The sequence below is a fragment of the Cellulomonas sp. Root485 genome (assembly GCF_001426705.1).
Classification (GTDB): Bacteria; Actinomycetota; Actinomycetes; order Actinomycetales; family Cellulomonadaceae; genus Cellulomonas.
Window position 1 is genome coordinate 772,043 of the sequence record NZ_LMFC01000001.1, and the last position, 26,781, is coordinate 798,823.

The 26,781-nt window shown below is 73.6% G+C and carries 27 protein-coding genes and 2 tRNA genes; 19 read left to right on the forward strand and 10 right to left on the reverse strand.

All coding sequences use genetic code 11. The annotated features are described in order from the left end of the window. Positions 1–3 precede the first annotated feature (3 nt). From ASD16_RS03655 to ASD16_RS03665, 3 genes are all read right to left on the reverse strand, one after another. Complete coding sequence (locus ASD16_RS03655; RefSeq protein ID WP_055912953.1) at positions 4–648, reverse strand: Rv3235 family protein; 645 nt, start codon at positions 646–648, stop codon at positions 4–6. Further along, positions 645–1,466, reverse strand: coding sequence for a LysM peptidoglycan-binding domain-containing protein (locus ASD16_RS22155; RefSeq protein ID WP_157453779.1), 822 nt, complete (start codon positions 1,464–1,466; stop codon positions 645–647). Before ASD16_RS22155 ends, ASD16_RS03655 begins: the two co-directional genes overlap by 4 nt. Positions 1,467–1,598: 132 nt before the next feature. Continuing rightward, the gene (locus tag ASD16_RS03665; protein WP_055912959.1) at positions 1,599–3,698 is read right to left on the reverse strand and encodes a class I tRNA ligase family protein; all 2,100 of its coding nucleotides are present in this window, start codon (positions 3,696–3,698) and stop codon (positions 1,599–1,601) included. A gap of 165 nt (positions 3,699–3,863) precedes the next feature. Between ASD16_RS03665 and ASD16_RS03670 the strand changes: the two genes are divergently transcribed. The 3 genes from ASD16_RS03670 to ASD16_RS03680 all read left to right on the forward strand — a co-directional run bounded on the left by ASD16_RS03670 (position 3,864) and on the right by ASD16_RS03680 (position 6,222). Continuing rightward, positions 3,864–4,217 (forward strand): hypothetical protein, encoded by a 354-nt coding sequence (locus ASD16_RS03670; protein WP_055912961.1) that lies wholly within the window; start codon positions 3,864–3,866, stop codon positions 4,215–4,217. A 151-nt stretch (positions 4,218–4,368) separates the two neighbouring features. Continuing rightward, positions 4,369–5,676 carry an APC family permease gene (locus ASD16_RS03675; protein WP_055912963.1) on the forward strand — a complete coding sequence of 436 codons (1,308 nt, stop codon included), beginning with the start codon at positions 4,369–4,371 and terminating at the stop codon, positions 5,674–5,676. A gap of 21 nt (positions 5,677–5,697) precedes the next feature. After that, entirely contained in the window at positions 5,698–6,222 is a 525-nt protein-coding gene (locus ASD16_RS03680; protein ID WP_055912966.1) for a hypothetical protein, read from the forward strand. 7 nt (positions 6,223–6,229) lie between these two features. Here ASD16_RS03680 and ASD16_RS03685 read toward each other — a convergent pair whose 3' ends face one another. Beyond that, a complete protein-coding gene (locus ASD16_RS03685) occupies positions 6,230–6,460 on the reverse strand; it encodes a helix-turn-helix domain-containing protein (RefSeq protein ID WP_055912969.1) in 231 nt (76 codons plus the stop codon). A gap of 118 nt (positions 6,461–6,578) precedes the next feature. On the opposite strand from ASD16_RS03685, the gene ASD16_RS03690 reads away from it, so the two are divergent. The 5 genes from ASD16_RS03690 to ASD16_RS03710 all read left to right on the forward strand — a co-directional run bounded on the left by ASD16_RS03690 (position 6,579) and on the right by ASD16_RS03710 (position 9,403). Next, positions 6,579–7,241 (forward strand): hypothetical protein, encoded by a 663-nt coding sequence (locus ASD16_RS03690; RefSeq protein WP_055912971.1) that lies wholly within the window; start codon positions 6,579–6,581, stop codon positions 7,239–7,241. A 1-nt stretch (position 7,242) separates the two neighbouring features. Next, positions 7,243–8,511 (forward strand): P-loop NTPase, encoded by a 1,269-nt coding sequence (locus ASD16_RS03695; protein ID WP_055912974.1) that lies wholly within the window; start codon positions 7,243–7,245, stop codon positions 8,509–8,511. Positions 8,512–8,547: 36 nt separating this feature from the next. After that, positions 8,548–9,003, forward strand: a complete 456-nt coding sequence (locus ASD16_RS03700; RefSeq protein WP_055912977.1) for a hypothetical protein — start codon at positions 8,548–8,550, stop codon at positions 9,001–9,003. Between the two features lie 170 nt (positions 9,004–9,173). Beyond that, positions 9,174–9,245: transfer RNA gene (locus ASD16_RS03705), tRNA-Gln, on the forward strand. An 85-nt stretch (positions 9,246–9,330) separates the two neighbouring features. Then, positions 9,331–9,403, forward strand: a tRNA-Glu gene (locus tag ASD16_RS03710). Positions 9,404–9,458: 55 nt separating this feature from the next. On the opposite strand, the gene ASD16_RS03715 is transcribed toward ASD16_RS03710, so the two are convergent. After that, positions 9,459–9,689, reverse strand: coding sequence for a hypothetical protein (locus ASD16_RS03715; protein ID WP_055912980.1), 231 nt, complete (start codon positions 9,687–9,689; stop codon positions 9,459–9,461). Position 9,690: 1 nt separating this feature from the next. Further along, positions 9,691–10,410: an IclR family transcriptional regulator gene (locus tag ASD16_RS03720; RefSeq protein ID WP_028046824.1), complete on the reverse strand. Its 720-nt coding sequence runs from the start codon at positions 10,408–10,410 to the stop codon at positions 9,691–9,693. A gap of 106 nt (positions 10,411–10,516) precedes the next feature. Between ASD16_RS03720 and leuC the strand changes: the two genes are divergently transcribed. The 6 genes from leuC to ASD16_RS03750 all read left to right on the forward strand — a co-directional run bounded on the left by leuC (position 10,517) and on the right by ASD16_RS03750 (position 16,607). Beyond that, positions 10,517–11,971, forward strand: a complete 1,455-nt coding sequence (gene leuC, locus ASD16_RS03725) for a 3-isopropylmalate dehydratase large subunit (RefSeq protein ID WP_055912984.1) — start codon at positions 10,517–10,519, stop codon at positions 11,969–11,971. Positions 11,972–11,992: 21 nt separating this feature from the next. Further along, a complete protein-coding gene (leuD, locus tag ASD16_RS03730) occupies positions 11,993–12,658 on the forward strand; it encodes a 3-isopropylmalate dehydratase small subunit (RefSeq protein WP_055912987.1) in 666 nt (221 codons plus the stop codon). 106 nt (positions 12,659–12,764) lie between these two features. Further along, positions 12,765–13,364, forward strand: coding sequence for an HU family DNA-binding protein (locus ASD16_RS03735; RefSeq protein WP_055912989.1), 600 nt, complete (start codon positions 12,765–12,767; stop codon positions 13,362–13,364). Positions 13,365–13,458: 94 nt separating this feature from the next. Continuing rightward, positions 13,459–14,775, forward strand: a complete 1,317-nt coding sequence (murA, locus tag ASD16_RS03740) for a UDP-N-acetylglucosamine 1-carboxyvinyltransferase (RefSeq protein ID WP_055912991.1) — start codon at positions 13,459–13,461, stop codon at positions 14,773–14,775. An 18-nt stretch (positions 14,776–14,793) separates the two neighbouring features. Continuing rightward, positions 14,794–15,558, forward strand: coding sequence for a 1-acyl-sn-glycerol-3-phosphate acyltransferase (locus tag ASD16_RS03745; RefSeq protein ID WP_055912994.1), 765 nt, complete (start codon positions 14,794–14,796; stop codon positions 15,556–15,558). Then, positions 15,555–16,607: an NAD(P)H-dependent glycerol-3-phosphate dehydrogenase gene (locus tag ASD16_RS03750; protein ID WP_082570570.1), complete on the forward strand. Its 1,053-nt coding sequence runs from the start codon at positions 15,555–15,557 to the stop codon at positions 16,605–16,607. Before ASD16_RS03745 ends, ASD16_RS03750 begins: the two co-directional genes overlap by 4 nt. On the opposite strand, the gene ASD16_RS03755 is transcribed toward ASD16_RS03750, so the two are convergent. Continuing rightward, positions 16,604–17,755, reverse strand: a complete 1,152-nt coding sequence (locus ASD16_RS03755) for a PLP-dependent aspartate aminotransferase family protein (protein WP_055912996.1) — start codon at positions 17,753–17,755, stop codon at positions 16,604–16,606. The two genes, ASD16_RS03750 and ASD16_RS03755, sit on opposite strands and share 4 nt — an antisense overlap. An 81-nt stretch (positions 17,756–17,836) precedes the next feature. Between ASD16_RS03755 and ASD16_RS03760 the strand changes: the two genes are divergently transcribed. Both ASD16_RS03760 and ASD16_RS03765 read left to right on the forward strand, forming a co-directional pair. Continuing rightward, positions 17,837–19,018, forward strand: coding sequence for a D-alanine--D-alanine ligase family protein (locus tag ASD16_RS03760; RefSeq protein ID WP_055912998.1), 1,182 nt, complete (start codon positions 17,837–17,839; stop codon positions 19,016–19,018). A 265-nt stretch (positions 19,019–19,283) separates the two neighbouring features. Continuing rightward, positions 19,284–20,360, forward strand: coding sequence for an acyl-CoA desaturase (locus tag ASD16_RS03765; protein WP_055913000.1), 1,077 nt, complete (start codon positions 19,284–19,286; stop codon positions 20,358–20,360). 4 nt (positions 20,361–20,364) lie between these two features. Here the strand turns inward: ASD16_RS03765 and ASD16_RS03770 are convergent, their stop codons facing one another. Beyond that, positions 20,365–20,841: a DUF3515 family protein gene (locus ASD16_RS03770; protein WP_369817904.1), complete on the reverse strand. Its 477-nt coding sequence runs from the start codon at positions 20,839–20,841 to the stop codon at positions 20,365–20,367. A 47-nt stretch (positions 20,842–20,888) separates the two neighbouring features. Between ASD16_RS03770 and ASD16_RS03775 the strand changes: the two genes are divergently transcribed. Next, a complete protein-coding gene (locus ASD16_RS03775; RefSeq protein WP_055913002.1) occupies positions 20,889–21,869 on the forward strand; it encodes a thiamine-phosphate kinase in 981 nt (326 codons plus the stop codon). Positions 21,870–21,872: 3 nt separating this feature from the next. Here ASD16_RS03775 and ASD16_RS03780 read toward each other — a convergent pair whose 3' ends face one another. After that, positions 21,873–22,397 carry a GNAT family N-acetyltransferase gene (locus ASD16_RS03780; protein WP_055915661.1) on the reverse strand — a complete coding sequence of 175 codons (525 nt, stop codon included), beginning with the start codon at positions 22,395–22,397 and terminating at the stop codon, positions 21,873–21,875. Between the two features lie 85 nt (positions 22,398–22,482). Continuing rightward, complete coding sequence (gene rpmB, locus ASD16_RS03785; RefSeq protein ID WP_029289091.1) at positions 22,483–22,674, reverse strand: 50S ribosomal protein L28; 192 nt, start codon at positions 22,672–22,674, stop codon at positions 22,483–22,485. Between the two features lie 289 nt (positions 22,675–22,963). Here rpmB and ASD16_RS03790 point away from each other — a divergent pair, with 289 nt between their 5' ends. Together ASD16_RS03790 and ASD16_RS03795 are read left to right on the forward strand one after the other, a co-directional pair. Beyond that, positions 22,964–24,490, forward strand: a complete 1,527-nt coding sequence (locus ASD16_RS03790) for a DAK2 domain-containing protein (RefSeq protein WP_055913005.1) — start codon at positions 22,964–22,966, stop codon at positions 24,488–24,490. 2 nt (positions 24,491–24,492) lie between these two features. Then, on the forward strand, positions 24,493–26,760 hold the full coding sequence (locus ASD16_RS03795) for an ATP-dependent DNA helicase RecG (protein WP_369817905.1): 2,268 nt from the start codon (positions 24,493–24,495) through the stop codon (positions 26,758–26,760). Positions 26,761–26,781: the final 21 nt, after the last annotated feature.

Below are 26,781 nucleotides of genomic sequence, written 5' to 3' on the forward strand. Positions count from 1 at the left end.
GGCTCAGCCGATCTCGAGAGCGGTGACGCGCCAGGCGCCCCGGTGGCCCTCGAGGCGCAGCGCGACCGCGCGCACCCGGACCCCGTCGTCGGCCACCATCGTCGCCTCCAGCACGTGGGAGTCGACGCGGCAGGCTCGGGTGCGGCGGATCACCGGCGGGCGGGTCCCGCCGCTGGTGCCGAGAACACGCTGGGTCAGGCCGGCCCGGACCTGGAGGGACTCGTACACCCCTGGGGTCAGCCACCGCGCCAGCTGTGCCACGGAACGCCGGCCGGCGAGCACCTCGAGCGAGGCCAGCGCGACCGCGCGCGCGACCGTCGAGGGGTCGCCGTCGGGCAGGGGGCGGGCGGCGTCGTCGTCGGCCTCCATGACGAGCGACCGGTCGCTGACCCGCAGGACCGCGATGCGGCCGGCGGCGGTCTCGGGCACCGCGTGGGCGGGGCCGGTCGCCTCCTCGACGACGGCAGGCGCGACGGCGGGCACCAGCCGGACCTGGGGTCGCCGCGGGCGGACGCCTCCCGGGCGAGCAGGACCGGACGGACGCTGTGAGGCGGGACCGCGCTCCGTCCCCCGGACCCGGGCGAAGGCGTCCTCGGCGGGGGTCCGGCCGTGGGCGAGCACCACGGCACCGACGGTGGCGGCGCTCACAGTGCCGGCTCCTCGGCCGGCGCGGGCACCATGAGCACCTGACCGGGCTGGATCAGGCCGGGGTCGGCGCCGATCACGGCGGAGTTCGCCTCGTACCAGCGTGGCCATGCAGCGGCGACCTCCGCGTCGGTGGCGTCCGGCGGGAGGTGCCGGGCGGCGATCGACCAGAGGCTGTCCCCGGCTGCCACGACGACGGCGTCGGCCGTGGTGACGGGGGTCGGGGGTGCTGTCGCGGGTGGTGCGGCAGCGGTGAGCGCGACGACCGCCGCGTCGGTCACAGGCGCTGCGGTAGGTCCGGGCGGGGGAGGAGTGGTGGGGTCCGGCGACGTCTCCGCCGCGGCGGCTGCAGCAGTCGGTGCGGCGGTCGGAGACGCCGACGTGGTCACGGTCCAGCCGAGGTCGGACGGCACGACGTCGTCGCCTGCCTCGACCGCCGCGACGGTCGCGGATGGTTCCGGGACCGCGGCCGACGCACCCGTCGCCATGCCGAGCCCGATCCCGGCGCCGACGGCGAGCACGAGCGCCTTGCGCACGACCTGGGGTGCGCACCGGTGGACCAGACGTTCGCCGGCACGCCAGCTCGCACCCGCCGCACGGACGACGACGCACACCGTCGCCAGCAGCGCGCCGGCCGCCAGCCAGGCCGCGACGAGTGACCCGACGCCTGCCACGGCGAGCTCGATCACCGTGTCGACCTGCCATGGTCCGACGTGGTCCGACAGCACGGCCCGCACGTGCAGCGCCAGCACCCCCGCCAGCGTGGCTGACGCCAGCGTCCCCGCGAGCAGCCCGCCGATCGACGCCCCTGTTCTCCGCATCCCGGTGCCCACCATGTCTGCCCCTGACCATGTCGTTTGATGCAGTTTGATAAATCTTGCTGGGGCTAGATGTACCTGAGTGCGCCTGGGTATGTCCAGTGATGTCCGGCATGCGGCTGTTGTGCAGGGGAGTCACCGTGCCCGCGGGTGCGCTCCCGAGGCGAGCTCGAGCAGGCCGATCAGGCGATCGCGCTCGAGCTCGTTGGCGGCCAGGTCCCGCCGCGTCTTCGCCTGCGCCGCCGCGGGCGCGCGCTGGAGGAACGCGGGCTGAGCCAGCCGGGCGGACAAGGCGGCGACCTGCGTGCGGGCCTGGTCCAGCCGACGTTCCAGGCCGCGCCGCTGCGCCTCGTCGAGCTCAGGCGTCGACGGCAGCGTCAGCGTCGCACCCCACCGGCGCAGGCGCGTCCCCGGGTCGGGGTCGCCCGACGTGAGCCGAGCCGTACGGCACAGCTCGGTCCACAGCGTGACCCCCTCCGCGTGCGCCGGGAGCCACGCCGCGGGGGCGAACCCCTGCCTGCCGCGGTGCTCACGCGCCGCGTCGCGCAGCGCCCGCAGCTGCTCGCCGGCCGCGCCCGCCTCGTGGTCGGGAGCAGCGGGCGCCGGGCACCGGAGCCGGTCCATGATGCCGGTCCAGCCGAGGTCCTCGGCGAGCTCCTCGGTGGTGAACGGCAGCATCGGGTGCAGCGCCAGCAGCAGCGTGCTCACGGCGAACGAGAGGGCATCACGCGCGCTCCTGTCGCCTCCGTACAGGTCGTCCTTGCGAGCCTCCAGGTACAGGCCCGAGAGGTCGTCCTCCGCGAACGCGGCAAGCTCGCCGGCGGCGCGTGCCAGGTCTCCGGCGTCGTAGCCTGCCGCAGCCCCGGCGAGAGCGGAGTCCAGGCGAGTCAGGAGCCAGCGGTCCAGCAGGTGCGCAGGAGCAGGACGGGCGCTCCGCCAGGCGCACCCCGACCGGCCCGCCAGGTCCGTGATGCTGCGCAGCTTGGTCAGGAACCCCCGAGCACCCTGCAGGTCCTCGGGCCTGAACAGGATGTCCGCCCCCGGCCGGGACCTGCGCGCCAGCGCGAACCTCAGGGTGTCGGGCCCGTGCTCCGCGATGAGCGGCAACGGGTCGATCGCGTTGCCGAGACTCTTCGACATCTTCTTGCCGTCGGCATCCCGGATCAGCCCGTGCAGCAGCATCCGACGGAACGGGGGCCGCCCGGTCAGGTGGGTGCAGAGCAGCGACATCCGCAGCGCCCAGAAGAAGATCAGGTCGGTGCCGGTGATGAGCAGGTCGTTCGGGTAGAACCGGCGCAGGTCCGCCGTGTCGTCCGGCCAGCCGAGCGTCGACAGCGGCCACAGCGCCGAGGAGAACCACGTGTCGAGCGTGTCCGGGTCTTGGGTCCAGCCGGACGGGATCTCGGCGTCCGACGCGAAGGCGCGAGCCTGCCCGTCGGGTGCGTACCAGATGGGGATCCGGTGACCCCACCACAGCTGCCGAGAGAGGCACCAGTCCTCCAGGTTGTCCGCCCACCGCAGGTAGTCCCGGTGCGCCTCGGCCGGCTCGATGGTGGTGGCGCCGGTCGTGATCGCCTCCCGCGCCGCGGACGCCAGGGCGCTGGTCCGCAGGAACCACTGCTGAGTCGTGCGGATCTCGAGCGGGGTGCTGCAGCGGGAGCACGTCGGGCCGGCGGGCGTCTCGTCCGCCTCGATGTCGGACAAGGTGGTCGCGCAGCCCGGGCACCAGAGGGTCTCGCGCTCGGCACGGTGGATGAGCCCCTCGTCGAACAGGCGCGTGAACGCTGTCCGGGTCGCGCGGCTCGGCCCGTCGTCGAGCGTGAACGTCAGCCGGTCCCAGTCGGGGCCGGCGCCGAGCTGCCGCATCTGGTGGGTGATGCCCGCGGTGCATCGGGCCGTCCAGTCCCAGGCCCGTCGCGTGAACGCGTCGCGGCCGATCTCGTCCTTGCTCGTGCCCTCGGCGCGCAGCTGCCGCTCGAGGAGGGCGTTCGTCGCGATGGCGGCGTGGTCGAGCCCGGGAAGCCACAGGGTGTCGGCTCCGCGCATCCGCTGCCACCGCGTCAGGGCGTCGGACAGGGTGTGCTCGTAGGCGTGCCCCATGTGCAGGTCGCCGGTGATGTTCGGCGGCGGCAGGATCATCGCCCAGGTGGGCGCTCCGGCGGTCTCACTGGTGGTGAAGGCGCCGGCATCCTCCCAGCCGCGGTAGCGGTCGCTGAAGGTGGTCGAGGTGTGCATGGTCGTTCCGTCCGTCCGTACGCGTCCTGAGGGAGAGAAGCTCGAGTCGAGATCTGCTCGACGAGCACAGGAGAGCCCTCGCCAGGAGTCCTACGGACAGGCGAGGGCTAACGTACGAACGCGGGGCGCAGCGTACCCAGGAAGCGGGGTGCGTGTGCGCGAGCCATGCCCCATTGTGCTCCCTGCCGGGCGAGACGCACCCGTCCGCAGCCACGGCATCCCGTCTCGTGGGGCGACCCGTCGTTCGGTGACTGGTCGTTCGGTGACTACACCTTCGGCGAGGTCGTCTGGGACGGCTGGCAGGCCGAGCCCGGTGAGAACCCCGCGGACTGCCTCGGCGGCAATCCCGGTGTCACCGACCTGACGAACGACGTCGTGGAGAACGACCCCGTCGCCGGAGTTCTGCTCGAGGGTGCTGTCAGCTATGGCTCGACCACCTACGGCGCCGTCACGCCCACCGGACCCGTGGCGCTCTTCGTGAACGGGGTCTCCCTGCCGATCACCCCGGCCGTCGGCTGACCCACCCACGGGAGCGGGGTCGCGCCCCACGGTGCGACCCCGCTCCCGTGCGTGCGGCCGCGTCCGACGCAGGCAAAGTCCCCCGCGCCGCTCGGTGTCGCGGCTATCGTCGGGCCTGCCCGCACCTGCGGCCGCACCCGAGGGGGCACCGATGTCCGAGCCGGCACCCGCGGCCTCAGGCCGGCTGACCGTGCGCGGCGCCGTCGTGCTCGGGATCGGCGCGATGGTCGGTGCAGGGATCTTCGCGCTGCTCGGGCAGGCCGGCGCGGTCGCCGGCTCCGCGGTGTGGATCTCGTTTCTGCTGGCCGGGGCGATGTCCGCGACGCTCGGGTACACGCTCGTGAAGTTCGCGATGCGCTGGCCGTCGTCCGGTGGGCTGATCGTGTACCTGCAGCACGGCTTCCGCAGCCGCCGGCTCGTCGGTGTCGCCGCGTGGCTGGGGTACCTGACGGCGATCGTCGTGGTGGGCGCGATGGTCGCCGCCTCGTTCGGGGACTACGCCGCCGTGCTGCTCGCCGACGCACCTCCGGGAGGCTGGCTGTCGAAGCTGTGCGCCGTGGCGCTGGTCGCGCTCGGAACCGGGGTCACCGTCGCCGGGCCGCGCCTGATCGACCGGGTGCAGACGGCGATCGTGGGCCTGCTCCTCATCGTGTTCGCGGTGTTCGTCGTCGGCACGCTCCCGCACGTGGACGCCGCGCTCCTCGCGCCGAGCACCTACCCGGGCGTGGACGACATCGTGGCGAGCATCGCCCTGACGTTCTTCGCGTTCCTCGGCTTCGCGGTGATCTCGTTCTCGGGCGACGACCTCGCCGAGCCTCGGCGCGAGCTCCCCGTCGCGATGTACGCCGCGCTCGCGATCACCACCGTGCTCTACGTCGCCGTCGCGCTCGCGGTGTTCGGCACCCTGCCCGTCGACGAGGTGGTCGCCGCGGGGCCGACGGCTCTGGCCGTCGCGGCGGAACCGGCGCTCGGACAGGCCGGGTTCGTGATGATGGCCTGCGCGGCGCTGCTGGCGACGGCCTCCACGGTGACCGCGATGCTGTACGGCTCGGTCGGGCTGAGCGCCGCACTGGCGAGCTCCGGGACCTTTCCGCGGGTGTTCGGCCCCGGCACGCGGCTGGGCCGGCACGGCGGGCTGCTCATCACGGCGGCACTGACGGTCGCGCTCGTCACCGTGCTCAGCGTGGGAGCCCTCGCCTCCGTGGGCAGCGCCGTGTCGCTCGCGGTCTTCCTGCTCGTCGCCGTGGCGGCGTTCCGGCTGCGGACCGAGCTCGGCGCGTCCCTGGTGCTGACCGCGGTCGCGGTGGCGGTCTCCGGCGTCGTGCTGGTGTGGTTCGTCGTGGACCTGTACGCGTCGGACCGGCGCTCGTTCTGGGCCATGATCGTCCTGGTCGGCCTCGCCGTCGTCGTCGACGAGGCGTGGACGCGGCGACGGCGGACGGCCGAGTCCCGTCCGTGACCACCCCGCTACCGTGCACGGATGCGGTGGGAGTCGCTCTTCGCGGACATGGAGGCCCAGCTCGCGGCTGGTCGGCTCGCCGACGTCCGGGCGGACGTGGCTGAGCTCGCGCGCGCCGAGCGGGCCTCGATCACGCTCGCCGCGCGGGCGCGCGCGTCGGTCGGTCGCCCGGTCCGGATGCTGGTCGGAGGCGCCGACGTGCTCGAGGGGGAGCTCATCGACGCAGCCCCGGAGTGGCTCCTGCTGGCCACGTCCTCCGTGCGCCGCGCCCTCGTCCCGCTCGCTGCCGCGGTGGCGGTCGACGGTCTCGCCGCGCACGCAGCGCCTGCGCCCGGCGCGGTGGAGTCGCGGCTGGGGCTGGGGCACGCGCTGCGTGCGCTCGCGCGGGACCGGGTGGTGGTCCGGGTGCGGGCAGGCGGCGCCGACCTGACGGGCCGCATCGAACGGGTCGGCGCGGACCACCTGGACCTCGTGGAGGTGGACGGGGCACGCCGTGGGGGATGGGCTGTCGCGTTCGCGACGCTGGCGGTGGTCCAGTCCGGTTGAGAGCCGGTCAGTCCGTGGCGTCGTCGACGGTGCTGCCGTCGCTGGAGATCCGGGCGCGCGTCTGCTCGTACATCCGCTGGATGTATTTCTCCAGCTCGGTCGACTCGACGCGCCACTGCAGCCGGCCGCCGATCTGGATGGCGGGCAGCTCACCGGAGCGTACGAGCGCATAGGCCTGCGGCGCCGAGATGTTCAGCACCTCGGTGACGTCCGCGAGGGTCAGGAACCGCGAAGGCATGACCGCAGTGTGGCACGCGGTGGCGCCCGGACCCGGTTGTCCACAATGCTCCGTTCGCGTCGGTCCGCAGACGGCAGGATGGCCGTCTGCAGCGATGCACCGCGAACCAGGGGAGCCGATGGACACGAGCGTGATGGACCTGCCCGCACCGGTGGCAGCACGGCTGCGACGCCCCGGCTGGCGTGACCCTCGGCTCCTGGCGGGTGTCGCGATGGTCGCTGCGTCGGTGCTGCTCGGCTCGTGGGCGGTCCGGACGGCCCAGGCCACGGTTCCCGTGTACGTGACGCGTGCCGCGCTGGTGCCCGGAGATCGCGTCACGGCCGCGGACCTCGCGGTCGTCGACGTGCGGCTGGGCACGGTCGACCTCGACCACTACCTGCGCGCCGACCAGCCGGTCGCCGGCGACGGTGTGGCCGTCCGTGCCGTCGGCCGCGGGGAGCTGGTACCCGCGTCGGCGGTGGGCTCGGCCGCCGACCTCGACCTGCGTCCCGTCTCGGTGACGCTCACGCGCGCACCGTCGAGCGACGTGGTGCCGGGTGCGCTCGTGGACCTGTGGTTCACACCTCCCGCCCCGAAGGAGGGCACCGAGCCGGCGGAGCCGGACGAGCTGGCGGGAGGTCTCACGGTCGCCGAGGTCAGCACGCCGTCAGGGGCCTTCGGCGCCTCGGGCGGGAGCGCGGTCCAGGTGCTCGTCCCCAGCTCGTTGCTCCCCGTGGTCCTCACCGCGCTCGCCGCCGAGGGCACGGTCGACGTCGTCCCGGTCCTCGGCACGGGAGGCTGACGTGGCCGTCGGGGTGCTCTGTGCCGTCCAGGGGTCGGCGGAGGCGATCATCGTCCAGGCCGTCGAGCAGACGGGCGGACGGCTCAGTGTGACCAGGCGGTGCGCCGACCTCACCGAGCTGCTCGCGGCCGCCGAGGCGGGGCTGGGACGGCTGGCCGTCGTCTCGGGCGACCTGGACCTGCTCGACCGTGAGGCGATCGAGCTGTTGCACCGGGCCGGGGTGCGCGTCGTGGGCATCGGTGACGCCACGCGACCGTGGCTCGGTGAGCGGCTCGTGGCACTCGGTGCGGACCTGGTGGCGGTCGCCCCCCACGACGAGGCGTCCGCGGGCGACGTCGTCCGGGAGGCGCTCGCCATCCTCGGTACCGCGCCGGACGAGCTGCCGGACGCGGGCTGGCCCGACGAGCAGACGGTCCGCCGTCCGGCGCGTGGCCTCGTCGTGGCCGTGTGGGGTCCGACGGGTGCCCCGGGCCGCACGACGGTGGCCGTGAACGTGGCCGCGGAGCTCGCCGCCGGCGGGCGCCGGACGCTGCTCGTGGACGCCGACACCTACGGCGGGAGCGTCGCGCAGGTGGTCGGCATGCTCGATGAGGCCCCCGGGCTCGCGGCAGCCGCTCGCGCCGCCGGGCAGGGCACCCTCGACCTGATGACGCTCGCCCGGCTCACCCCGAGCATCGCCCCTGACCTGCGGGTCCTGTCGGGCATCTCCCGGGCGGACCGCTGGCCGGAGCTGCCCTCCTCGTCGCTCGACGCGGTGTGGACGGTCGCGCGCGGGCTCGCGGAGTGGACCGTGATCGACTGCGGCTTCTGCCTGGAGCAGGACGAGGCGCTCAGCTACGACACGCGGGCGCCGCGCCGCAACGCCGCCACGCTCAGCGCCCTCGAGGCGGCGGACGTCGTGCTCGTGGTCGGTGCCGGGGACCCGGTGGGCATCCAGCGCCTCGTCCGAGGTCTGGGTGAGCTCACCGACCTCGGGCTCGGCAGCACGCGGTTCGTGCTGGTCAACCGGGTCCGGGCCTCCGTGGCCGGTCCGCACCCCGGCGAGGCCGTCGGGCAGGCCCTCGCGCGGTACGCGGGGGTCGTCGACGCCCACCTGGTGCCCGACGACCGTCCCGCCCTGGACGCGGCCCTGCTCGAGGCGCGGACGTTGCGGGAAGCCGTCCCGGGGTCACCCGTGCGTCGCGCCCTGGCGGGGGTCGCCGCGCGGGTCGATGCGCTGCTGGTCGACGTCCCTGTCGAGGAGAGCGTCGGGGAGGCCGTGCGCGCCTGAGCCGGCGGCCGCGCGGGCACGGGGCACACTGGCCTCGTGCGCATCTACCTCCCCGCCTCGCTCGACCAGCTCGACTCCGCGTCCGGACCGCTGACGGCCCGTCGCGCCCACGCGGTCACACCGGCTCTGCGGGCGATGTTCGCCGACGAGGACGACGAGGGTCTGGAGTACGCCGCGCAGCTGGCCGCGGCTGACGACTCCCTCGAGCTCCTGGCTGATCGGCCGGACGCGCCGCAGCTGCGGTGCGTGGTGTCGGTGGACGTCGCGGACGGGGCGGTGCTCGCGCTGTCGGGTGACGACGACGTGCCCAGCGCCGTCGAGCTGACCCGCGCCGTGCCGCAGGGCGACGTCATCTGCGTGCACATCGACGAGCCTGCGGCCGCTGCCGACGTCACGCTCGCCGCGGGGGGAGACGAGGAGGCGGCGGCACGCCTCGACGAGCGGGACCTGCTCTGGTACGACGCGTCCGAGCTCGGGAACGTCCCGCGTTGACGTCTCCGGGCCCGCACCAGGATTGCCGCCCGGGTGTGCTTCGTCACGTGGCGGGTCGCCAGTTGGACCCGGCCTCAGCGCTCGGGTAGTGTTCACCGCCGGTACGACGTCCGGATGCGCGTTGGTCCGCCCCGCCAGGCGACCTTCGAGCTCCGGGCGTTATACCCCCATGGGGTATGGTGTAATTGGCAGCACGACTGATTCTGGTTCAGTTAGTCTAGGTTCGAGTCCTGGTACCCCAGCGCGAGCACCGCTGGCTCGATCTCCTCGGAGCATCGGGTAGAGTGTTCACTCGCAAGCGAGGCCCACGGGCCGAGCAGCGTATAGGCCCCCGTTGTGTAGCGGCCTAGCACGCCGCCCTCTCACGGCGGTAGCGCCGGTTCGAATCCGGTCGGGGGTACGCACAAGTTGGCCCGGTCACCACGGTGACCGGGCCCTCTGCGTTCTCGATCGGTTCAGTGCTGGCCGGGCGGCCCGTGCGACGACGTCGGCAGCAGCGAGACGACGCCCCAGCCCACCACGGCCGCGATCGCACCGACGAGGACGCCGGTGATGACGGCGTCAGCCGCCCCGCCGCCGCCCAGGAGGGCAAGGACCGCGCCGAGGATCAGCCCGACGCCGCCGGCGACCAGGGCGACGCGCCGGCGCAGGCGGCGCCGCGACGCCGCGGCACCGCGCACGGCCACGTCAGTCCGCCGTCCGTCGCAGGACCTCGGTCAGCCTGTTGGCCGCCGACACGACCGCGGCAGCGTGCAGCCGGCCCGGCTGGCGGGAGAGGCGCTCGAGCGGCCCGGAGACCGACACGGCGGCGACGATGCGACCCGACGGGCCACGCACGGGCGCGGACACGGACGCGACCCCGACCTCACGCTCGGAGACCGACTGCGCCCAGCCGCGGCGGCGGACGCCGGACAGGATGGTCGCGGTGAACTTGGCGCCCTGCAGTCCTCGGTGCAGCCGGTCCGGCTCCTCCCACGCGAGCAGGATCTGCGCGGCGGAACCGGCGTGCATGGTCAGGGTGGCGCCGACCGGGATCGAGTCGCGCAGACCGATCGGGCGCTCCGCGGCAGCCACGCAGATCCGCTGGTCACCCTGGCGACGGTAGAGCTGGGCGCTCTCGCCCGTGTGGTCGCGCAGCGCGGCGAGCACGGGCCCGGCGGCGGCGAGGAGGCGGTCCTCGCCAGCGGCCGTCGCCAGCTCCGAGAGGCGGGGTCCGAGCACGAACCGACCCTGCATGTCGCGCGCCACGAGACGATGGTGCTCGAGCGCCACGGCCAGCCGGTGGGCGGTGGGTCGAGCAAGATGGGTGGCGGTGACGAGCTGCGCGAGCGTCGCCGGGCCGGCCTCGAGGGCGCTGAGAACGGACGCGGCCTTGTCCAGCACGCCGACTCCGCTAGAGTTGTCCATAGGTCGATATTGGCGTCTCGCAGGCTGAGATGCAAGTACGGCGGCAGACGAGCCGGGAAAACCACTCTCCCGGCCGACGGATCGAACGAGAGAACGGACCGAGAAGATGGCCGGCACGTTGGCGGAGAAGGTCTGGGATGCGCACGTCGTGCGACGGGGCACCGACGGGGCGCCCGACCTCCTCTACATCGACCTCCACCTCGTCCACGAGGTGACGAGCCCGCAGGCGTTCGAGGGCCTGCGTCTCGCGGGTCGCCCGGTGCGCCGCCCGGACCTCACCCTGGCGACCGAGGACCACAACACCCCCACGCTGGACATCGACCGGCCCATCGCCGACGAGACCAGCCGCACGCAGATCCAGACCCTGCGCAACAACGCCGCCGAGTTCGGGGTGCGCATCCACTCGCTCGGCGACGCGGACCAGGGCATCGTCCACCAGGTCGGACCGCAGCTCGGGCTGACCCAGCCGGGCCTGACGGTCGTCTGCGGTGACTCGCACACGTCCACGCACGGGGCGTTCGGCGCGCTGGCGTTCGGCATCGGCACCAGCGAGGTCGAGCACGTGCTCGCCACGCAGACGCTCCCGCTGGCGCCGTTCAAGACCATGGCGATCACGGTCGACGGCGAGCTGCCCCCGGGCGCCACCAGCAAGGACATCATCCTGGCGATCATCGCCAAGATCGGCACCGGTGGCGGCCAGGGCTACGTGCTCGAGTACCGCGGCGAGGCCATCCGGGCGCTGTCGATGGAAGCCCGCATGACCGTCTGCAACATGTCGATCGAGGCCGGCGCCCGCGCGGGCATGATCGCGCCCGACCAGACGACGTTCGAGTACCTCAAGGGCCGCCCGCACGCGCCCGAGGGTGCCGACTGGGACGCCGCCGTGGCGTACTGGAGCACGCTGAAGACCGACGAGGACGCCGAGTTCGACGTCGAGGTCGTCCTCAAGGCCGAGGACCTCGAGCCGTTCGTCACGTGGGGCACCAACCCGGGCCAGGGCCTGCCGCTGTCCGGCTCCGTGCCGGTGCCGGAGGAGATCGCCGACGCCGACGAGCGCGGCGCCGCCGAGCGGGCCATCGAGTACATGGGCCTGACGCCGGGGCAGCCGCTGCGCGAGATCAAGGTCGACACGGTCTTCATCGGGTCGTGCACCAACGGCCGCATCGAGGACCTGCGCTCCGTGGCCAAGGTCATCCGCGGCAAGCACAAGTCCGACGACGTCCGCGTGCTCGTGGTGCCGGCGTCGGCCCGCGTGCGGCTCCAGGCGGAGGCAGAGGGTCTCGACAAGATCTTCCTCGACTTCGGCGCCGAGTGGCGCAACGCCGGCTGCTCGATGTGTCTGGGCATGAACCCCGACCAGCTCGCCCCGGGGGAGCGCTCGGCGTCCACGTCCAACCGCAACTTCGAGGGTCGGCAGGGCAAGGGCGGGCGCACCCACCTGGTCTCGCCGCTCGTCGCCGCCGCGACGGCCATCCGCGGCACGCTGTCCTCCTATGCCGACCTCGACACCGGTGCGCCGACGCCGGACGGCAGCCCCCTCACCGACCTCCAGACGGTCTGACCCAGGAAAGCGAGCACTGTCATGGAGAAGTTCAGCCAGCACACCGGCGTCGGGGTCCCGCTGCGCCGCAGCAACGTCGACACCGACCAGATCATCCCGGCCGTCTACCTCAAGCGCGTCACGCGCACCGGGTTCGAGGACGCGCTGTTCGCCGCCTGGCGCGGCGACCCGTCGTTCATCCTCAACCAGGAGGCGTACGCGTCGGGCTCCGTGCTCGTCGCCGGGCCCGACTTCGGCACCGGCTCGTCCCGTGAGCACGCCGTGTGGGCGCTCAAGGACTACGGCTTCAAGGTCGTCATCTCGAACCGCTTCGCGGACATCTTCCGCGGCAACTCCGGCAAGCAGGGTCTGCTGGCCGCGCAGGCGGCGCAGGAGGACATCGAGCTCATCTGGAAGATCCTCGAGACGCGACCGGGCACGGAGGTGACCGTCGACCTGGAGTCGAAGACGATCACCTGCGACGACGTCGTGGTGCCGTTCCAGGTCGACGACTACACGCGCTGGCGCCTCATGGAGGGCCTCGACGACATCGGGCTGACGCTCGAGCACGCCGACGAGATCTCCGCGTTCGAGGCCCGTCGCGAGCCGTGGCGCCCCGCCACCCTGCCGGCCAAGCACCTGCCGCCCGTCGAGATCGTCGCCGCACGGCCGAGCGGAGTGCCGGTCGAGATCGGCCGCCGCCCCTGACACCGGTCCGGCGCGCCCTCCCCGCCCGCGGCGCGCCGGACCGTCTCAGTGACTAGCGTGTGCGCTGGGCCACGGTGCAGTGCGCGCCGGCCGAGGGAGGACCACCATGCCGGGCAAGTCGCAGATCGCCGACCGGATCGCCGCACGAGGTGCCTCGCGGGCGGCTGCCGCCGCTGCGGTGGAGGCCGTCCTCGACGAGATCACGACCGCGCTCGCGGCCGGCGAGCGGGTCACGCTCACCGGCTTCGGGACGTTCGAGGCCACCGGACGCGCCGCGCGCACCGGACGCAACCCGCGCACCGGTGAGGCGCTCGAGGTCGCCGCGACGACGGTGGCCCGGTTCCACCCCGGGGCCACCCTGCGGGCGCGGGTCGCGGCAGGATCGGGGGAGTCGCTCGGAGCCGTCGCGGACCTGAGCACCCTCCAGGGTCTGGCCGCACCGGAGCCGGTCGCCGCGCCCGAGCCGGCACCCGTGGCGGCAGCCAAGCCGAAGGCGAAGCCGTCGGTCGCGTCATCGAGCAAGGCGAGCGCGAGCGCGAAGGCGAAGGTGAAGGCCGAGGCGAAGAAGGCCGACGTCAAGAAGCGCGCCGATGCCGCGAAGAAGGCCGAGGCCAAGAAGCGTGCCGACGCCAAGAAGTCGGCCAAGAAGAAGTCCACTGCCAAGGACAAGAAGAAGTCCGGCAAGGGTCACGCCAAGAAGAAGTGACGCCCGGCCCCGTCACGTGAAGGTTTCGCACCCGCCCGGCGTGCCGGTCGTCGTGCGGTCAGGAGCACGCCCGCGCGTGGGAGACGATGGTTCGATGACCGACCTGCTGTACGTCAACGGTGGCAACCCGCTCTCGGGCGAGATCACCGTCCGCGGTGCCAAGAACTTCGTCTCCAAGGCGATGGTCGCCGCGCTGCTGGGGGAGACCCCGAGCACGCTGCGCAACGTCCCGCAGATCCGCGACGTCGCCGTGGTCACCGGGCTGCTGGAGCTCCACGGCGTCAAGGTCGGTGCCGACGCCGAGGCGGGCGTCCTGCACCTCGACCCGACGGACGTCGAGTCGGCGCACGTCGCGGACATCGACACCCACGCCGGGTCCAGCCGCATCCCGATCCTGTTCTGCGGCCCGCTGCTGCACCGGCTCGGTGAGGCCTTCATCCCCGATCTCGGCGGCTGCCGGATCGGCGACCGGCCGATCAACTACCACCTCGACATCCTGCGACAGTTCGGCGCGGTCGTGGAGAAGACCGACAACGGCATCCACATCCGCGCGCCCCGGCGTCTGCAGGGCACCAAGATCGCGCTGCCGTACCCCAGCGTCGGTGCCACCGAGCAGCTGCTGCTCACGGCCGTCCGCGCGGAGGGCGTCACCGAGCTCGCCAACGCCGCGATCGAGCCCGAGATCCTCGACCTCATCAACGTGCTCCAGAAGATGGGCGCGATCATCTCCGTCGACACCGACCGGTTGATCCGGATCGAGGGCGTCGACCGGCTGGTCGGGTTCCAGCACACGGCCCTCTCCGACCGGATCGAGGCGGCGTCGTGGGCGTCGGCGGCCCTGGCGACGGGTGGCGACATCTACGTCCGCGGCGCGACGCAGCCCGAGATGACCACGTTCCTCAACACGTTCCGCAAGGTCGGCGGCGAGTTCGCCATCGACGACGCGGGCATCCGGTTCTTCCACCCCGGTGGGGATCTGCGCTCGATCACGCTCGAGACGGACGTGCACCCCGGGTTCATGACGGACTGGCAGCAGCCGCTCGTCGTGGCCCTGACGCAGGCCAAGGGCCTGTCGATCGTGCACGAGACCGTGTACGAGAACCGGTTCGGGTTCACCGAGGCGCTGGTCGGCATGGGCGCGACCATCCAGGTCTACAAGGAGTGCCTGGGCGGTCGGCCGTGCCGGTTCGGGCAGCGCAACTTCTTCCACTCGGCCGTGATCTCCGGCCCGACGCCGCTGGCTGCCGCCGACATCGAGGTGCCGGACCTGCGCGGGGGCTTCAGCCACCTCATCGCCGCGCTGACCGCGAAGGGCACCTCGTCGGTGCGGGGCATCAGCCTCATCGACCGTGGGTACGAGCGGTTCACGGCGAAGCTCGAGGCGCTCGGCGCCGAGTTCAGCCGGGACTGACAGGTAGCATCGGCTCCCGTGCAACCGCCGGCCAGATCCAATCGCGCCTACCGCATCGTCGCCCACATCGTGCGGCCCATCCTGCGCTCGATGACGCGCCACGACTGGAGCGGGACCGAGAACTTCCCCCGCGAGGGCGGGTTCATCGTCACCTCGAACCACATGACGAACATCGACCCGCTGACGTTCGCCCACTTCCTGTGGGACAACGGGGTCGCGCCCAAGATCCTGGCCAAGGCGCCGCTGTTCAAGATCCCCGTGCTGGCGGGCGTGCTGCGGGCGACGGGCCAGATCCCGGTGTACCGGAACACCTCGTCGGCGGGGGAGTCGCTGACCGCAGCCGTCACCGCCATCGGCGACGGCGACGTCGTCGCGGTCTTCCCGGAGGGCACGCTGACCCGGGACCCGGACCTGTGGCCGATGGTCGGCAAGACCGGCATCGCGCGTCTCGCGCTGACGACGAAGGCACCGGTCATCCCCGTCGCCCAGTGGGGCGCGCAGAACCTGCTGGCCCGCTACGGCAAGCTCCTCAAGCCGTTCCCGCGCAAGCTCGTCACGGTGGTCGCCGGCCCTCCGGTGGTGCTGGACGACCTCTACGACCGCCCGCAGGACACCGCGACGCTGCGAGAGGCCACGGAGCGCGTGATGGACGCCATCACGGCCCTGCTGGCGCAGGTGCGTGAGGAGGAGCCGCCGGCGGTCCGCTACGACATGCGCAAGCCGCTCGCGCAGGGCGAGAAGAGGGTCGGCGGAGACCACGCGACCCACCCCGAGCTGCCGTGACGGCGGACCAGGTGACGCACGACCGGCCGCACACGCCGGGTGCGCCGCGGCTGCGTGCCGCGGTGCTGGGCGCCGGTGCCTGGGGCACCACGTTCGCCGCCGTCATGGCCGACGCCGGGTGCGACGTGACGGTCTGGGGTCGCGACGAGAAGGTCTGCCGGCAGATCGCCGACGAGCACCGCAACGAGGCCTACCTGCCGGGGGTCGAGCTCCCCGCACGGGTCACCGCGTCGAGCGACGCCCGGGCTGTGCTCGCCGGTGCCGACGTCGTCGCGGTCGCCATCCCGTCGCAGAGCGCGCGCGCCACCCTGACGCCCCTGGCTGACGCCGTCGCGGGGCATGCCGTGGCCGTCTCCCTGATGAAGGGTGTCGAGCTGTCGACCGACCGTCGCATGAGCGAGGTCGTCGCGGAGTCCCTCGGCATCCCGGCGGACCGGATCGCCGTGGTCTCCGGGCCCAACCTGGCGCTCGAGATCGCGCGCCGGCAGCCGACGGCGACGGTCGTGGCCTCCACCAGCGAGGCGACCGCCCAGCTGGTGGCGCGGGCGTGCGCGTCCGCGTACTTCCGGCCGTACACGAACGACGACGTCGTCGGCGTCGAGCTGTGCGGGGCCGTGAAGAACGTCATCGCGCTCGCCGTCGGCATCTCGCAGGGTCGCGGCCTCGGCTACAACACGATGGCGACCGTGATCACGCGCGGCCTGGTGGAGATCACGCGGCTCGGCCTGGCCCTCGGCGCGGACGCGGACACGTTCCCCGGTCTGGCCGGGCTGGGCGACCTCATGGCCACGTGCGCGTCGCCGGACTCGCGCAACCACACGCTCGGCGGCCACATCGGCCGCGGGATGACCCTCGACGAGGCGATCTCCGCCACCGGGGGCACCGCGGAGGGCGTGAAGTCGTGCCGGTCCGTCCTGGAGCTCGCCACGACCCTGGGCGTCGAGATGCCGATCACGTCGGCGGTCGTGAAGGTGCTGCACGAAGGCCTGCCGGTCGACCAGCTGGCCCCCCTGCTGCTGGCCCGGCCGCACAAGGCCGAAGGCGCCTAGAGGCTGTCGAGCGCCTGTGCGAGGTCGCGCCAGAGGTCCTCGACGTCCTCGATGCCGACCGACATCCGCAGCAGGTCCTCCGGCACCGTGAGCGACTCGGTGGTGAAGCGGCGTCGGCGCTCCAGGGTCGACTCCACGCCGCCGAGGCTCGTGGCGGGCACCCACAGCCGCAGCGCGGCGACGACGGCGTCGGCCGCGGCAGGTCCGCCGTGCGGGCGCAGGCCGATGATCGCGCCGAAGCCGTCCATGAGCCGCGCGGCCCGCTCGTGGCCCGGGTCCGAGGGCAGGCTCGGGTGCCGGACCTCCGCGACGGCCGCGTGCCCGGCGAGCCGCCGGGCCAGCTCGGCGGCGTTGCTCTGCGCCCGCTCGACCCGCAGCGCGAGCGTGCGCAGACCGCGCAGGGCGAGCCACACCTCGAACGGCCCGGCGATCGACCCGTGCAGCGTGCGGTACGCGTGCAGCCGCGCGTGCAGGTCGTCGTCGTCGGCCAGGGCGGCGCCGAGCACGACGTCCGTGTGCCCGGCGAGGTACTTGGTCACGGAGTGCACGACGACGTCCGCCCCGTGCTCGAACGGGCGCTGGACCAGGGGGGTGGCGAAGGTGTTGTCGACGCCGACCAGGGCGCCCACCGCGTGCGCCGCCTCGACCAGCGCCGGGAGGTCGGCGACCTCGAGCATCGGGTTGGTCGGTGTCTCGACCCAGAGCAGGGACGCGGGCCGCGGGTCGCTCAGGGCGGCGACCACCGCCGCGGTGTCGTCGATGTCGACCAACGTCACGTCGATGCCGAGGCGCTCCTGCAGGTCCTGCGCGTAGCCGAGCGTGACCTGGTAGGCGTGCCGCGGGAGGACCAGTCGGCCACCCGGGGGCACCAGGGAGAGCGCCGCCGCGATGGCCGCCATCCCCGAGCCGAACACCAGGGCCGGGTGCGTGGAACCCTCGAGCGTGCCGAGCGTCTCCTCGAACGGGTGCCACGTCGCGGCGTCCATGCGGCCGTACAGCGGCTCGCCCTGCGCGGGCACACCCTGCGAGACGAAGGTGGAGGAGAGCACGACGGGTGGGTTCACGGGAGCACCCTGCGTGCGCTCGGGCCGGCCGGCGGCGACGACGAGCGTCGCGGGGGAGAGGTCGTCCACGTGGTCGGAGGTCACGCGCCGCACGTTACCCGGGTGACCCACGGATGCGACCAGACGGCCCTGAGGAGCGGTCGCCGCCAGGTAGGGTCGGGCGCGATGGACGCCACCTCCCAGCCCTCGGGCCACGACCAGACCCCCTCTCAGACCCGTGGACAGACCCCCCGGAACGGCCGCCGCCCCCGCGTGATGGTCCTGTTCGGCGGACGCTCCGGTGAGCACGCGATCAGCTGCGCGACGGCAGGCGGCGTGCTGCGCGCCATCGACCGCGACCGCTACGACGTCCTCGCCGTCGGCATCACTCCCGCCGGCCGCTGGGTGCTCGCCGACGACGACCCCGAGCACTGGGCCATCTCCGAGGGGCACCTGCCGCAGGTCGAGGACACCGCCGCGCACGTGCTGCTCCCGCAGGCCGTGGACGACCGCGACGTCCAGGTGCTCGAGGCGGGACGGCTGCCTCGGGTGCTCGGCGAGGTCGACGTGGTCTTCCCGCTGCTGCACGGCCCGTTCGGCGAGGACGGCACGCTGCAGGGCCTGCTCGAGCTGGCCGACGTGCGCTACGTGGGCGCCGGGGTGCTCGCGTCCGCGGTCGGTATGGACAAGCACATGATGAAGCTCGTGCTCGCGGGCCACGGCCTGCCCGTCGGCCCCTTCCGCGTGGTGCTCCCGGGCGAGCTGGACCGCGACCCCGACGGCGTCACGGCGCGCATCGCCGAGCTCGGGCTGCCGCTGTTCGTCAAGCCTGCGCGCGCCGGCTCCAGCCTGGGCATCTCCCGGGTGACCGACCTGGCCGACCTGCCGGCCGCCATCGCCGCGGCCGCGGTGCACGACCCGAAGATCATCGTCGAGGCCGCGATCGTCGGACGGGAGATCGAGTGCGGCGTCCTCGGCGGCCACGACGGCGACCGGGCACGCGCGTCGTTGCCCGGTGAGATCGTCGTCACCGACCCCCGGCACACGTTCTACGACTTCGAGGCCAAGTACCTCGACGAGGCCGGCGTGACGCTGGCGTGCCCGGCCGACCTGCCCGACGGGATCGTCGAGGCCGTGCGGGACGCGGCGGTCCGGACCTTCGAGGCAGTCGGGTGCGAGGGGCTCGCCCGCGTCGACGTCTTCGTGACCCCGGAGGGCGAGGTGGTCGTCAACGAGATCAACACCATGCCGGGGTTCACTCCGTACTCGATGTACCCCCGCCTCTGGGAGGCGACCGGTGTGGGCTACGCCGAGCTGGTCGATGAGCTCCTGCGCCTGGCGTTGGCGCGTCCCACCGGACTGCGGTGACCCCTGTGGGCGATCTGAGCCGCGCAGGTTACGCTTCCGTAGGTCGTGACGGAGCGAGCGACGAGACCACCACGGTGGCCGTCCCCTGTTCCCTCATGATCGGGACGTCCTCCGGGCGGCCCACCGCACCCCGGCCCGGGTGTGCGCCGCCTGGCCGACACGCAGTGACGGCTCTCCGCAGATCGGTCGTGACCGTCATGGGTGCTCCTCCCCACGCCGCCTCACCGCGTCGCCAGCTCGTCGACACCGTTCCCGGTCGCCTCGCGTGAGCGCCGCCGTCTCGCCGCCGCCCGCCGCCGCGCGCGTCGCGAAGAACGCCCAGGACTACACGGCGCTCGCGGCCTACGTGCGTGAGTCGGGCCTGCTGAAGCGCCGCTACGGCTACTACTGGACGCGCCTGATCGCCGCGGTCCTGGCGTTCGCAGGCATCTGGGTCGCCGTGGTCCTCGTCGGCGACTCGTGGTGGCAGCTCGCCGTCGCCGCCGGGCTCGCGATCGTCCTCACGCAGATCGCGTTCCTCGGCCACGACAGTGCCCACCGGCAGATCTTCAACTCCGGCCCCTGGAACGACTGGACCTCGCGGATCCTCGCCGGGGCGTTCGCCGGCCTCAGCCACACCTGGTGGCGCAACAAGCACAACCGGCACCACGCGTCGCCCAACCAGCAGGGCACGGACCCGGACATCGCTCCCGGGGTCGTCGTCTGGACGGCGGACGTCCTGGACACCCGCACCGGGTTGAAGGGCTGGTTCGGGCGCAACCAGGGATGGTTCTTCTTCCCGCTCCTCATGCTCGAAGGTGTCAGCCTGCACATCTCGAGCGTCCGCCTGCTGCTCGCCAAGGGCGCGGTGCCGCACCGCTGGGTCGAGGCGCCGATCGTCATCACGCGGCTCGCCGTCTACGTCGGGGTGCTGTTCTACCTGCTCCCGCCCGGCAAGGCCTTCGCGTTCATCGGCGTGCAGATGGCCCTGTTCGGCGTGCTGCTCGGCGGCTCGTTCGCGCCGAACCACAAGGGCATGCCGATCATCCCGGCCGGTCTCAAGGTCGACTTCCTGCGCCGGCAGGTGCTCACGTCCCGCAACATCAGGGGCGGCGTGGCCGTCGACTTCATGATGGGCGGCCTGAACTACCAGGTCGAGCACCACCTCTTCCCGAGCATGCCCCGCCCGAACCTCAAGCACGTGCAGCCCGTGGTGCGGGACTACTGCGAGCAGCTCGGCGTGAAGTACACCGAGGTGGGGTTCTTCCGGTCGTACAAGATCATCGTGGCGTACCTCAACCGCGTCGGTCTGGCCGACCGGGCCGCGTTCGACTGCCCCGTGGCCGCCACGTACGGGCGCTGACCGGCTACACGCAGGAGCGGACCTGCTCGGTCAGCGCGACGGCAGGACCCAGCTGGTCGACGAACGCCGTCGAGCGCTCCGCCGCGACCGCGGCCGGGACGTGCAGCTCGACGGCGGGCTCGCGGCCGTAGGTGGTGAACGTCCAGCCGTCGTCGCCCTCGACGACCACCCAGTCGACGGAGGCCCCGCCCGGGGTCTCGACGGTCTGGCAGTGCTCCGTCGTCGGCCCGAGCGGCTCGACCCCGCACCGCAGGACGACCGGGGCTGCAGGGTCGCCCCACGCGGTCGTCGCCTGGGCGGTCGTGTCCCGCTGGGGCAGCCCGTCGCCGAGCGAGTCCGGCATCGCCAGGACGACGCTCGCGCACACCGGCTCGGTCGCGTCCGGGGCCACCTCGACGGGCACCGTGACCGCGCAGCCGCCGAGAGCGACGACACCGGCGACGGGGACGATCAGGCGCAGTCGCCGGTGGATCCAGGGCACCGGCTCACCGTAACCCGTGGGCCGCGCCGAACCTCTACCGTGTCCGGGTGACCGCCGACACCCCCGCACCGTCCGACGGCCCGCTCGTCGCCGAGCTGTCCGAGGACGCGCTCCTCGCGCGCATCTTCCCGCTCCTGCCGGTCGGCGCCGACACGCACGTCCCACCCGGCGACGACGCCGCGGTCGTGGCCGCACCGGACGGCAGGTTCGTCGTCACCACGGACGTCCTGGTGGAGGACCGGCACTTCCGCCGGGCGTGGTCCTCGGGGGAGGACGTCGGCCGGCGGGCAGCCGTGCAGAACCTCGCCGACGTCGCCGCGATGGGGGCGCGGCCCACGAGCCTCGTCGTCGCCCTGGTGATCCCGGGCGACCTGCCTGTGTCGTGGGTCGAGGGTCTGGCGCGCGGGTTGGCCGCCGAGTGCGCGCCGCTCGGGGTGGGTGTCGTCGGGGGAGACCTCTCCGGTGGCCCGGCCGTCGTCGTCGCCGTCGCCGCGCACGGGGACCTCGCCGGGCTCGCGCCGGTCCTGCGCTCGGGCGCCCGGCCGGGTGACGTGGTGGCGCACGCCGGGGTGGCCGGCTGGTCCGCAGCGGGCCTCTCGCTGCTGGAGGCGGGCCGCGGTGAGCTGGACCTCGCGCTGGTGGACGCCCACCGCCGCCCGGTCGCACCGCTCGCGGCCGGGCCGGTCGCCGCGGCCGCGGGCGCCACCGCGATGCTCGACGTGTCCGACGGGCTGCTGCGTGACGCGGGCCGGATCGCGCGCGCGAGCGGAGTTCGGCTCGACCTCGACACCGCGGCGTTCGACGCAGATCGTGACCGGTTGCGTGCCGTGGCCGTCGAGCTCGGCGCCGTGGCCGAGCGCTGGGTCCTGGACGGTGGGGAGGATCACGGTCTGCTGGCGACGTTCCCGTCCGGCTCAGTGCTGCCTCCGCCGTTCCGGGCCGTCGGGCGCGTCGCGGAGGGTTCGGGGGTGAGCGTCGACGGCGTGCCTGCGCCGGCTCGGTCGGGCTGGGACCACTTCGCCGGCTGAGCGTCAGCCGCGGCGGTACCGGACCTCAAGCAGGCTCTCGCCGCCGATGTTGTCGTAGCGCTCCACACCGTCCGCCTGGAAGCCGTGCCGGCGGTAGAAGTGCCGTGCCCGTTCGTTGTCCGCGAGGACCCAGAGCGTCACGGTGGTCTTCTCGCCGACTGCCGCGATCACCGTCCGCATGAGGTCGCGGGCGACGCCGTGACCCCAGGTGCCCGGGTCGAGGTAGATGGAGAAGATCTCCTGGTCACCGCGGGCTGCGTCCTCGTCGCGGCTCGGACCGACGGTGACGAAGCCCACCACGCGGTCCGCCGCGAGGGCGACCCAGGTGCGGATCTCGTCGGCCGGGCCCTCGCGCAGGTACCGGACCCACTGCGCGGTGCGTTCGCCCGCGTCGAGGGAGGCGAGGTACGCGTCGGGAACGATGCCCGCGTACGCCTCCTGCCAGGACCGCACGTGCACCCGGGCGATGCCTGAAGCGTCCCCCTCGGTGGCGACACGGATCGTCACCTCGTCCAGCTGCTCGACCATGGACGTCACCATGCCACACGGATCGGACATGACGAAGGCCCACGAGGTGACAACCTCGCGGGCCTTCGAGCGCGTCGGGTCGACGTCAGACGGCGCGCTGCACCTTGCCGGCCTTGAGGCACGACGTGCACACGTTGAGACGCTTGGGCGTCCCCGCGACGACGGCACGGACGCGCTGGATGTTCGGGTTCCAGCGCCGCTTCGTGCGCACGTGCGAGTGCGAGATGCTGTGCCCGAAGCTCGGGCCCTTGGCGCAGACGTCGCAGTTGGCAGCCACGGTCTTCTCCTGTTGCTCTTTGCGGATCATGAGCCGCGTGTGCGGCGAAGTCATGGGTCGGGGCGCACGAGCGACACCGTCTCCGTACCGTTTCCGGACAAGGATTCGGGGGCCGCCACCGGGCACCACCAGTGCCCAGCATGGCCGGGCAACCGGTCAAGACTAGCCCATCGGGCACGTCGGCCCAAATGTGGGTGGGATGGGGCTGGGTGGTGTGGGTGGGATGAGGCATGGTGGTGCCTCGTCACAGGGCCTGGTGGTGGGACGCGGACGAGACGGCGGAGGTGCGGTGGACCTGCTGGAGGCAGCGGCGGTGCGCGCCTGGGCGGCCGCGGCACGGACGGCTCTCGGGGCGGCGGCGGACCGGATCGACGCCGTCAACGTGTTCCCGGTCGCGGACTCGGACACGGGGACCAACGTCCTGCTGACCGTCGGGGGAGGTGCCGACGCGGTCGCGCTCGTCCCGGCGGACGCGCCGGCGGCGGAGGTGGCGAGGGCGTTCGGCCGGGGCGCCCTGCTCGCGGCGCGCGGAAACTCCGGCGTCATCGTCAGCCAGTACCTGACGGGGCTCGCCCGTGCGCTGCCCGCCCGTGCGGGTGCACGCGAGGTCGCGCACGCGCTGGCCGTGGCGGCACGAGCAGCCCGCGAGGCGACCGTGGAGCCGCAGGAGGGCACGGTGCTCACGCTGGCCGACGTCGTCGCCGACGCGGCGTCGACCGCGGCCGACGCGGGCGCGGACCTGTCCACGATGCTCCGGGAGGCGGTCGCGGAGGCGCTGCGGGCGCTCGGCCGGATCAGCGCCGTGCACCCCGTGCTCCGTGCCGCGCGGGTGCTGGACGCCGGTGCCTGCGCCCTCCTGGTCGTCCTCGACGCGCTGGCCCGCGCGGTCGGCGACGAGCGGCCGGTCCTCGTCCCGCTCGACTGGCTCCCGACGGCCGCCGCGCACCTCGAGTCGGTGGAGACGACCGGCGGTGCCTACGAGGTCATGCTGCTGGTCGGTGACGACGGCACGGCGGACGGCGCGGTCGTCGTCGACACGGGCGCGGAGCTCCGGCGGCGCATGGGCGCGCTGGGGGACTCGGTGGCCGTCGTCGGCGGCGACGGGTGGTGGCACGTGCACGTCCACACCGACGAGCCGACCGCGGCGATCGCCGCCGCCGCGCTGGGCCGACGCGAGCAGGTCCTCGTGCGGCTCCTCGCCGGTGCGCACGCGGGTGGATCGGCCCTGCACGGGCGGGCGGACGGCCGGGAGCGGTGGGGTGTCGTGGTCTGCACCGCCGCGCCGGACCTGGCCGCCTGGTACGCGGCCTCGGGTGCCGTCGTCGTCGTCCGCTGCCCCGAGGCGCCGGTCCGGTCCGAGCACCTCGAGCGCGCGGTCACCGACACGGGAGCGGCTCGCGTCGTCCTCCTGCCGGGAACGGGTGCGGAGGTCTCGACGGTCCCGTCCGTCCCGGGCGTGGTCATCGACGCGCTGGCCGCGGGCGACGAGCTGCGCGCGGTCGTCGGGTCGCTGGCCCTGGCCGGCGAGGGACCGACGGCGCAGGGCCGCTCGGCGGCGCAGGCGGCCCTGGCGCGTCTCGCCGTGCACGCCGTGGAGGCAGCGTCCGTCGGAGCCGTCACCGCGGCCGTCGACACGCTCGTGCGGGCGCCCCGCGCGACCCCGGGCGAGAGCCTGACGGTGCTGGGGCGCGACGCGCCGGACGGCGAGCTCCTCGACGCGCTGGTGGCGTATCTGGCGGCCCACCACCCGGGCGTCGAGGCGACCGTGGTCGGACCGACGGGGCACGGTCCTGCTCTCGTGCTCGGGCTGGACTGACCGTGGCGGAACGGAAGGGGCTGACGTACCACGACAGCGTGCGCTCGCACGTCGACCCGCTCGACGAACGCCCGCCGGGCAAGCCCGCCGAGCTGAAGAAGCTCGCGACGCTCGGCATCGAGACGGTCGGGGACCTGCTGGCCCACTACCCGTGGCGGTACGCCGACTCGCGCGAGGTCACCGACATCGCGAGCCTGGCGGTGGGGCGCAACGTCTCGCTCGTCGCCCAGGTGCGCAGCGCCGAGGTGAAGCTGGCGCAGAGGACGGGCAAGCCGCGCGTCGAGGCGAAGGTGACCGACGGCACGCGCACGCTCGACCTGGTGATCTTCATGCCGCACCGCGGCGCGGCGGACTTCCACGTCAAGCGCCTGGTGCCGGGATCGCTGGGGCTGTTCTCCGGGCAGATCAACATCTTCAACGGCCGGCTGCAGCTGGCGAACCCGACGTACGCGATCTTCGGGCACGAGGTCGACGAGGCCGTCGCGCTCGAAGAGGCCGAGTGGCCGATCCCGATCTACCCGGCGACGGCCGGGCTGGAGTCCGACAAGATCCGCGCGGCGGTCCGGGCGGCGCTCGACCCGCTGACCGAGCAGGACGTCCCCGACCCGGTGCCGGGCCCGGTGCGGGCCGAGCGTCACCTGGCGTCGCGGTGGTCCGCGCTGCGCGGGGTGCACGTGCCCCAGACGGAGGACGACTGGCGCAAGGGGCAGGCGCGGCTGCGGTACGAGGAGGCCTTCGTCCTGCAGGTCGAGCTGGCTCGTCGCCGGGCCGGCGCGCAGCACGAGGAGTCGACCGCGCGCCCCGCCCGGTCCGGTGGGCTGCTGGAGGCCTTCGACGCGCGGTTGCCGTTCGTCCTCACCGACGGGCAGGTCGCGGCCGGGGAGCAGATCGCCGCCGACCTCGCGCGACCGCACCCCATGCAGCGGCTGCTCCAGGGCGAGGTCGGGTCGGGCAAGACCGTCGTGGCGCTGCGCGCGATGCTGCAGGTGGTGGACGCGGGCGGCCAGGCAGCCTTGCTCGCCCCCACGTCCGTGCTCGCGGCGCAGCACGTCCGGACGTTGCGCGCGCTGCTGGGGGACCTCGCCGAGGGGGGCCTGCTGGGCGGCTCGGAGATCGGTACCCGGGTGGCGCTGCTCACCGGGGCGCAGAGCACCGCCGAGCGGCGCAGCAACCTGCTGGAGGCCGCGAGCGGGCAGGCGGGGATCGTCGTCGGCACGCACGCGCTGCTGTCGGACCCGGTGCAGTTCGCGGACCTCGGGCTCGTCGTCATCGACGAGCAGCACAAGTTCGGTGTCGAGCAGCGGGGGCGGTTGCAGGCCAAGGCCGCGAACGCGCCGCACCTGCTGGTGACCACCGCCACACCCATCCCGCGCACGGTCGCGATGACGGTGTTCGGCGAGCTGGAGATCTCCGAGCTGCGGCATGTGCCCGCCGGGCGCAGCGGCATCACCACCCACGTCGTCCCGGCCGACAACCGACCCTGGATGGACCGCACGTGGAGCCGGGTGCGCGAGGAGGTCGAGCGCGGCGGCCGGGCGTTCGTGGTGTGTGCGCGGATCGACGCCGACGACGAGGCCGACGGTGCTGAGCTCGTCCCGGACGAGCCGGCGACCGTCGGCGAGGCCCAGGCTGCCGCGCAGCGTGCACCGAAGAAGCCGCTGCGCGCCGTCCTCGAGGTCGTCGAGACGCTGCGGTCCGACCCGCGGTTGGGCGGCACCGCCGTCGGGCTCCTGCACGGGCGGATGACGAGCGAGGAGAAGGACCGGGCCATCGCCGACTTCGCGTCCGGCCGCACGCCCGTGCTCGTGTCGACGACGGTCATCGAGGTCGGGGTGGACGTGCCCGAGGCCACGGTCATGGTGATCCTCGACGCCCACGTCTTCGGTCTCTCGCAGCTGCACCAGCTGCGCGGCCGCGTCGGCCGGGGGAGCGCACCGGGGCTGTGCCTGCTCGTCGCGGACGCCCCCGAGGGGACCGTCGCCGCCCAGCGGCTCGGTGCGCTCGCGGCGACGACCGACGGGTTCGAGCTCGCGCGCGTCGACCTCGAGCTGCGCAAGGAGGGCGACGTCCTCGGCTCCGCCCAGTCGGGGAAGCGCGGCACGCTGCGGTTCCTGCGGATCGTCAGCGACGGCGCGCTCATCGAGCGGGCGCGCGACGACGCCCGTGCGCTGGTCGAGGCGGACCCGGACCTGGCCGCGTGGCCGGCGCTGCGGGCCGCGATCGACCTGCAGCTCGCCGACGGGCGCGAGGAGTTCCTCGGCCAGAGCTGAGCGCGTCTCGCAGGACGACGA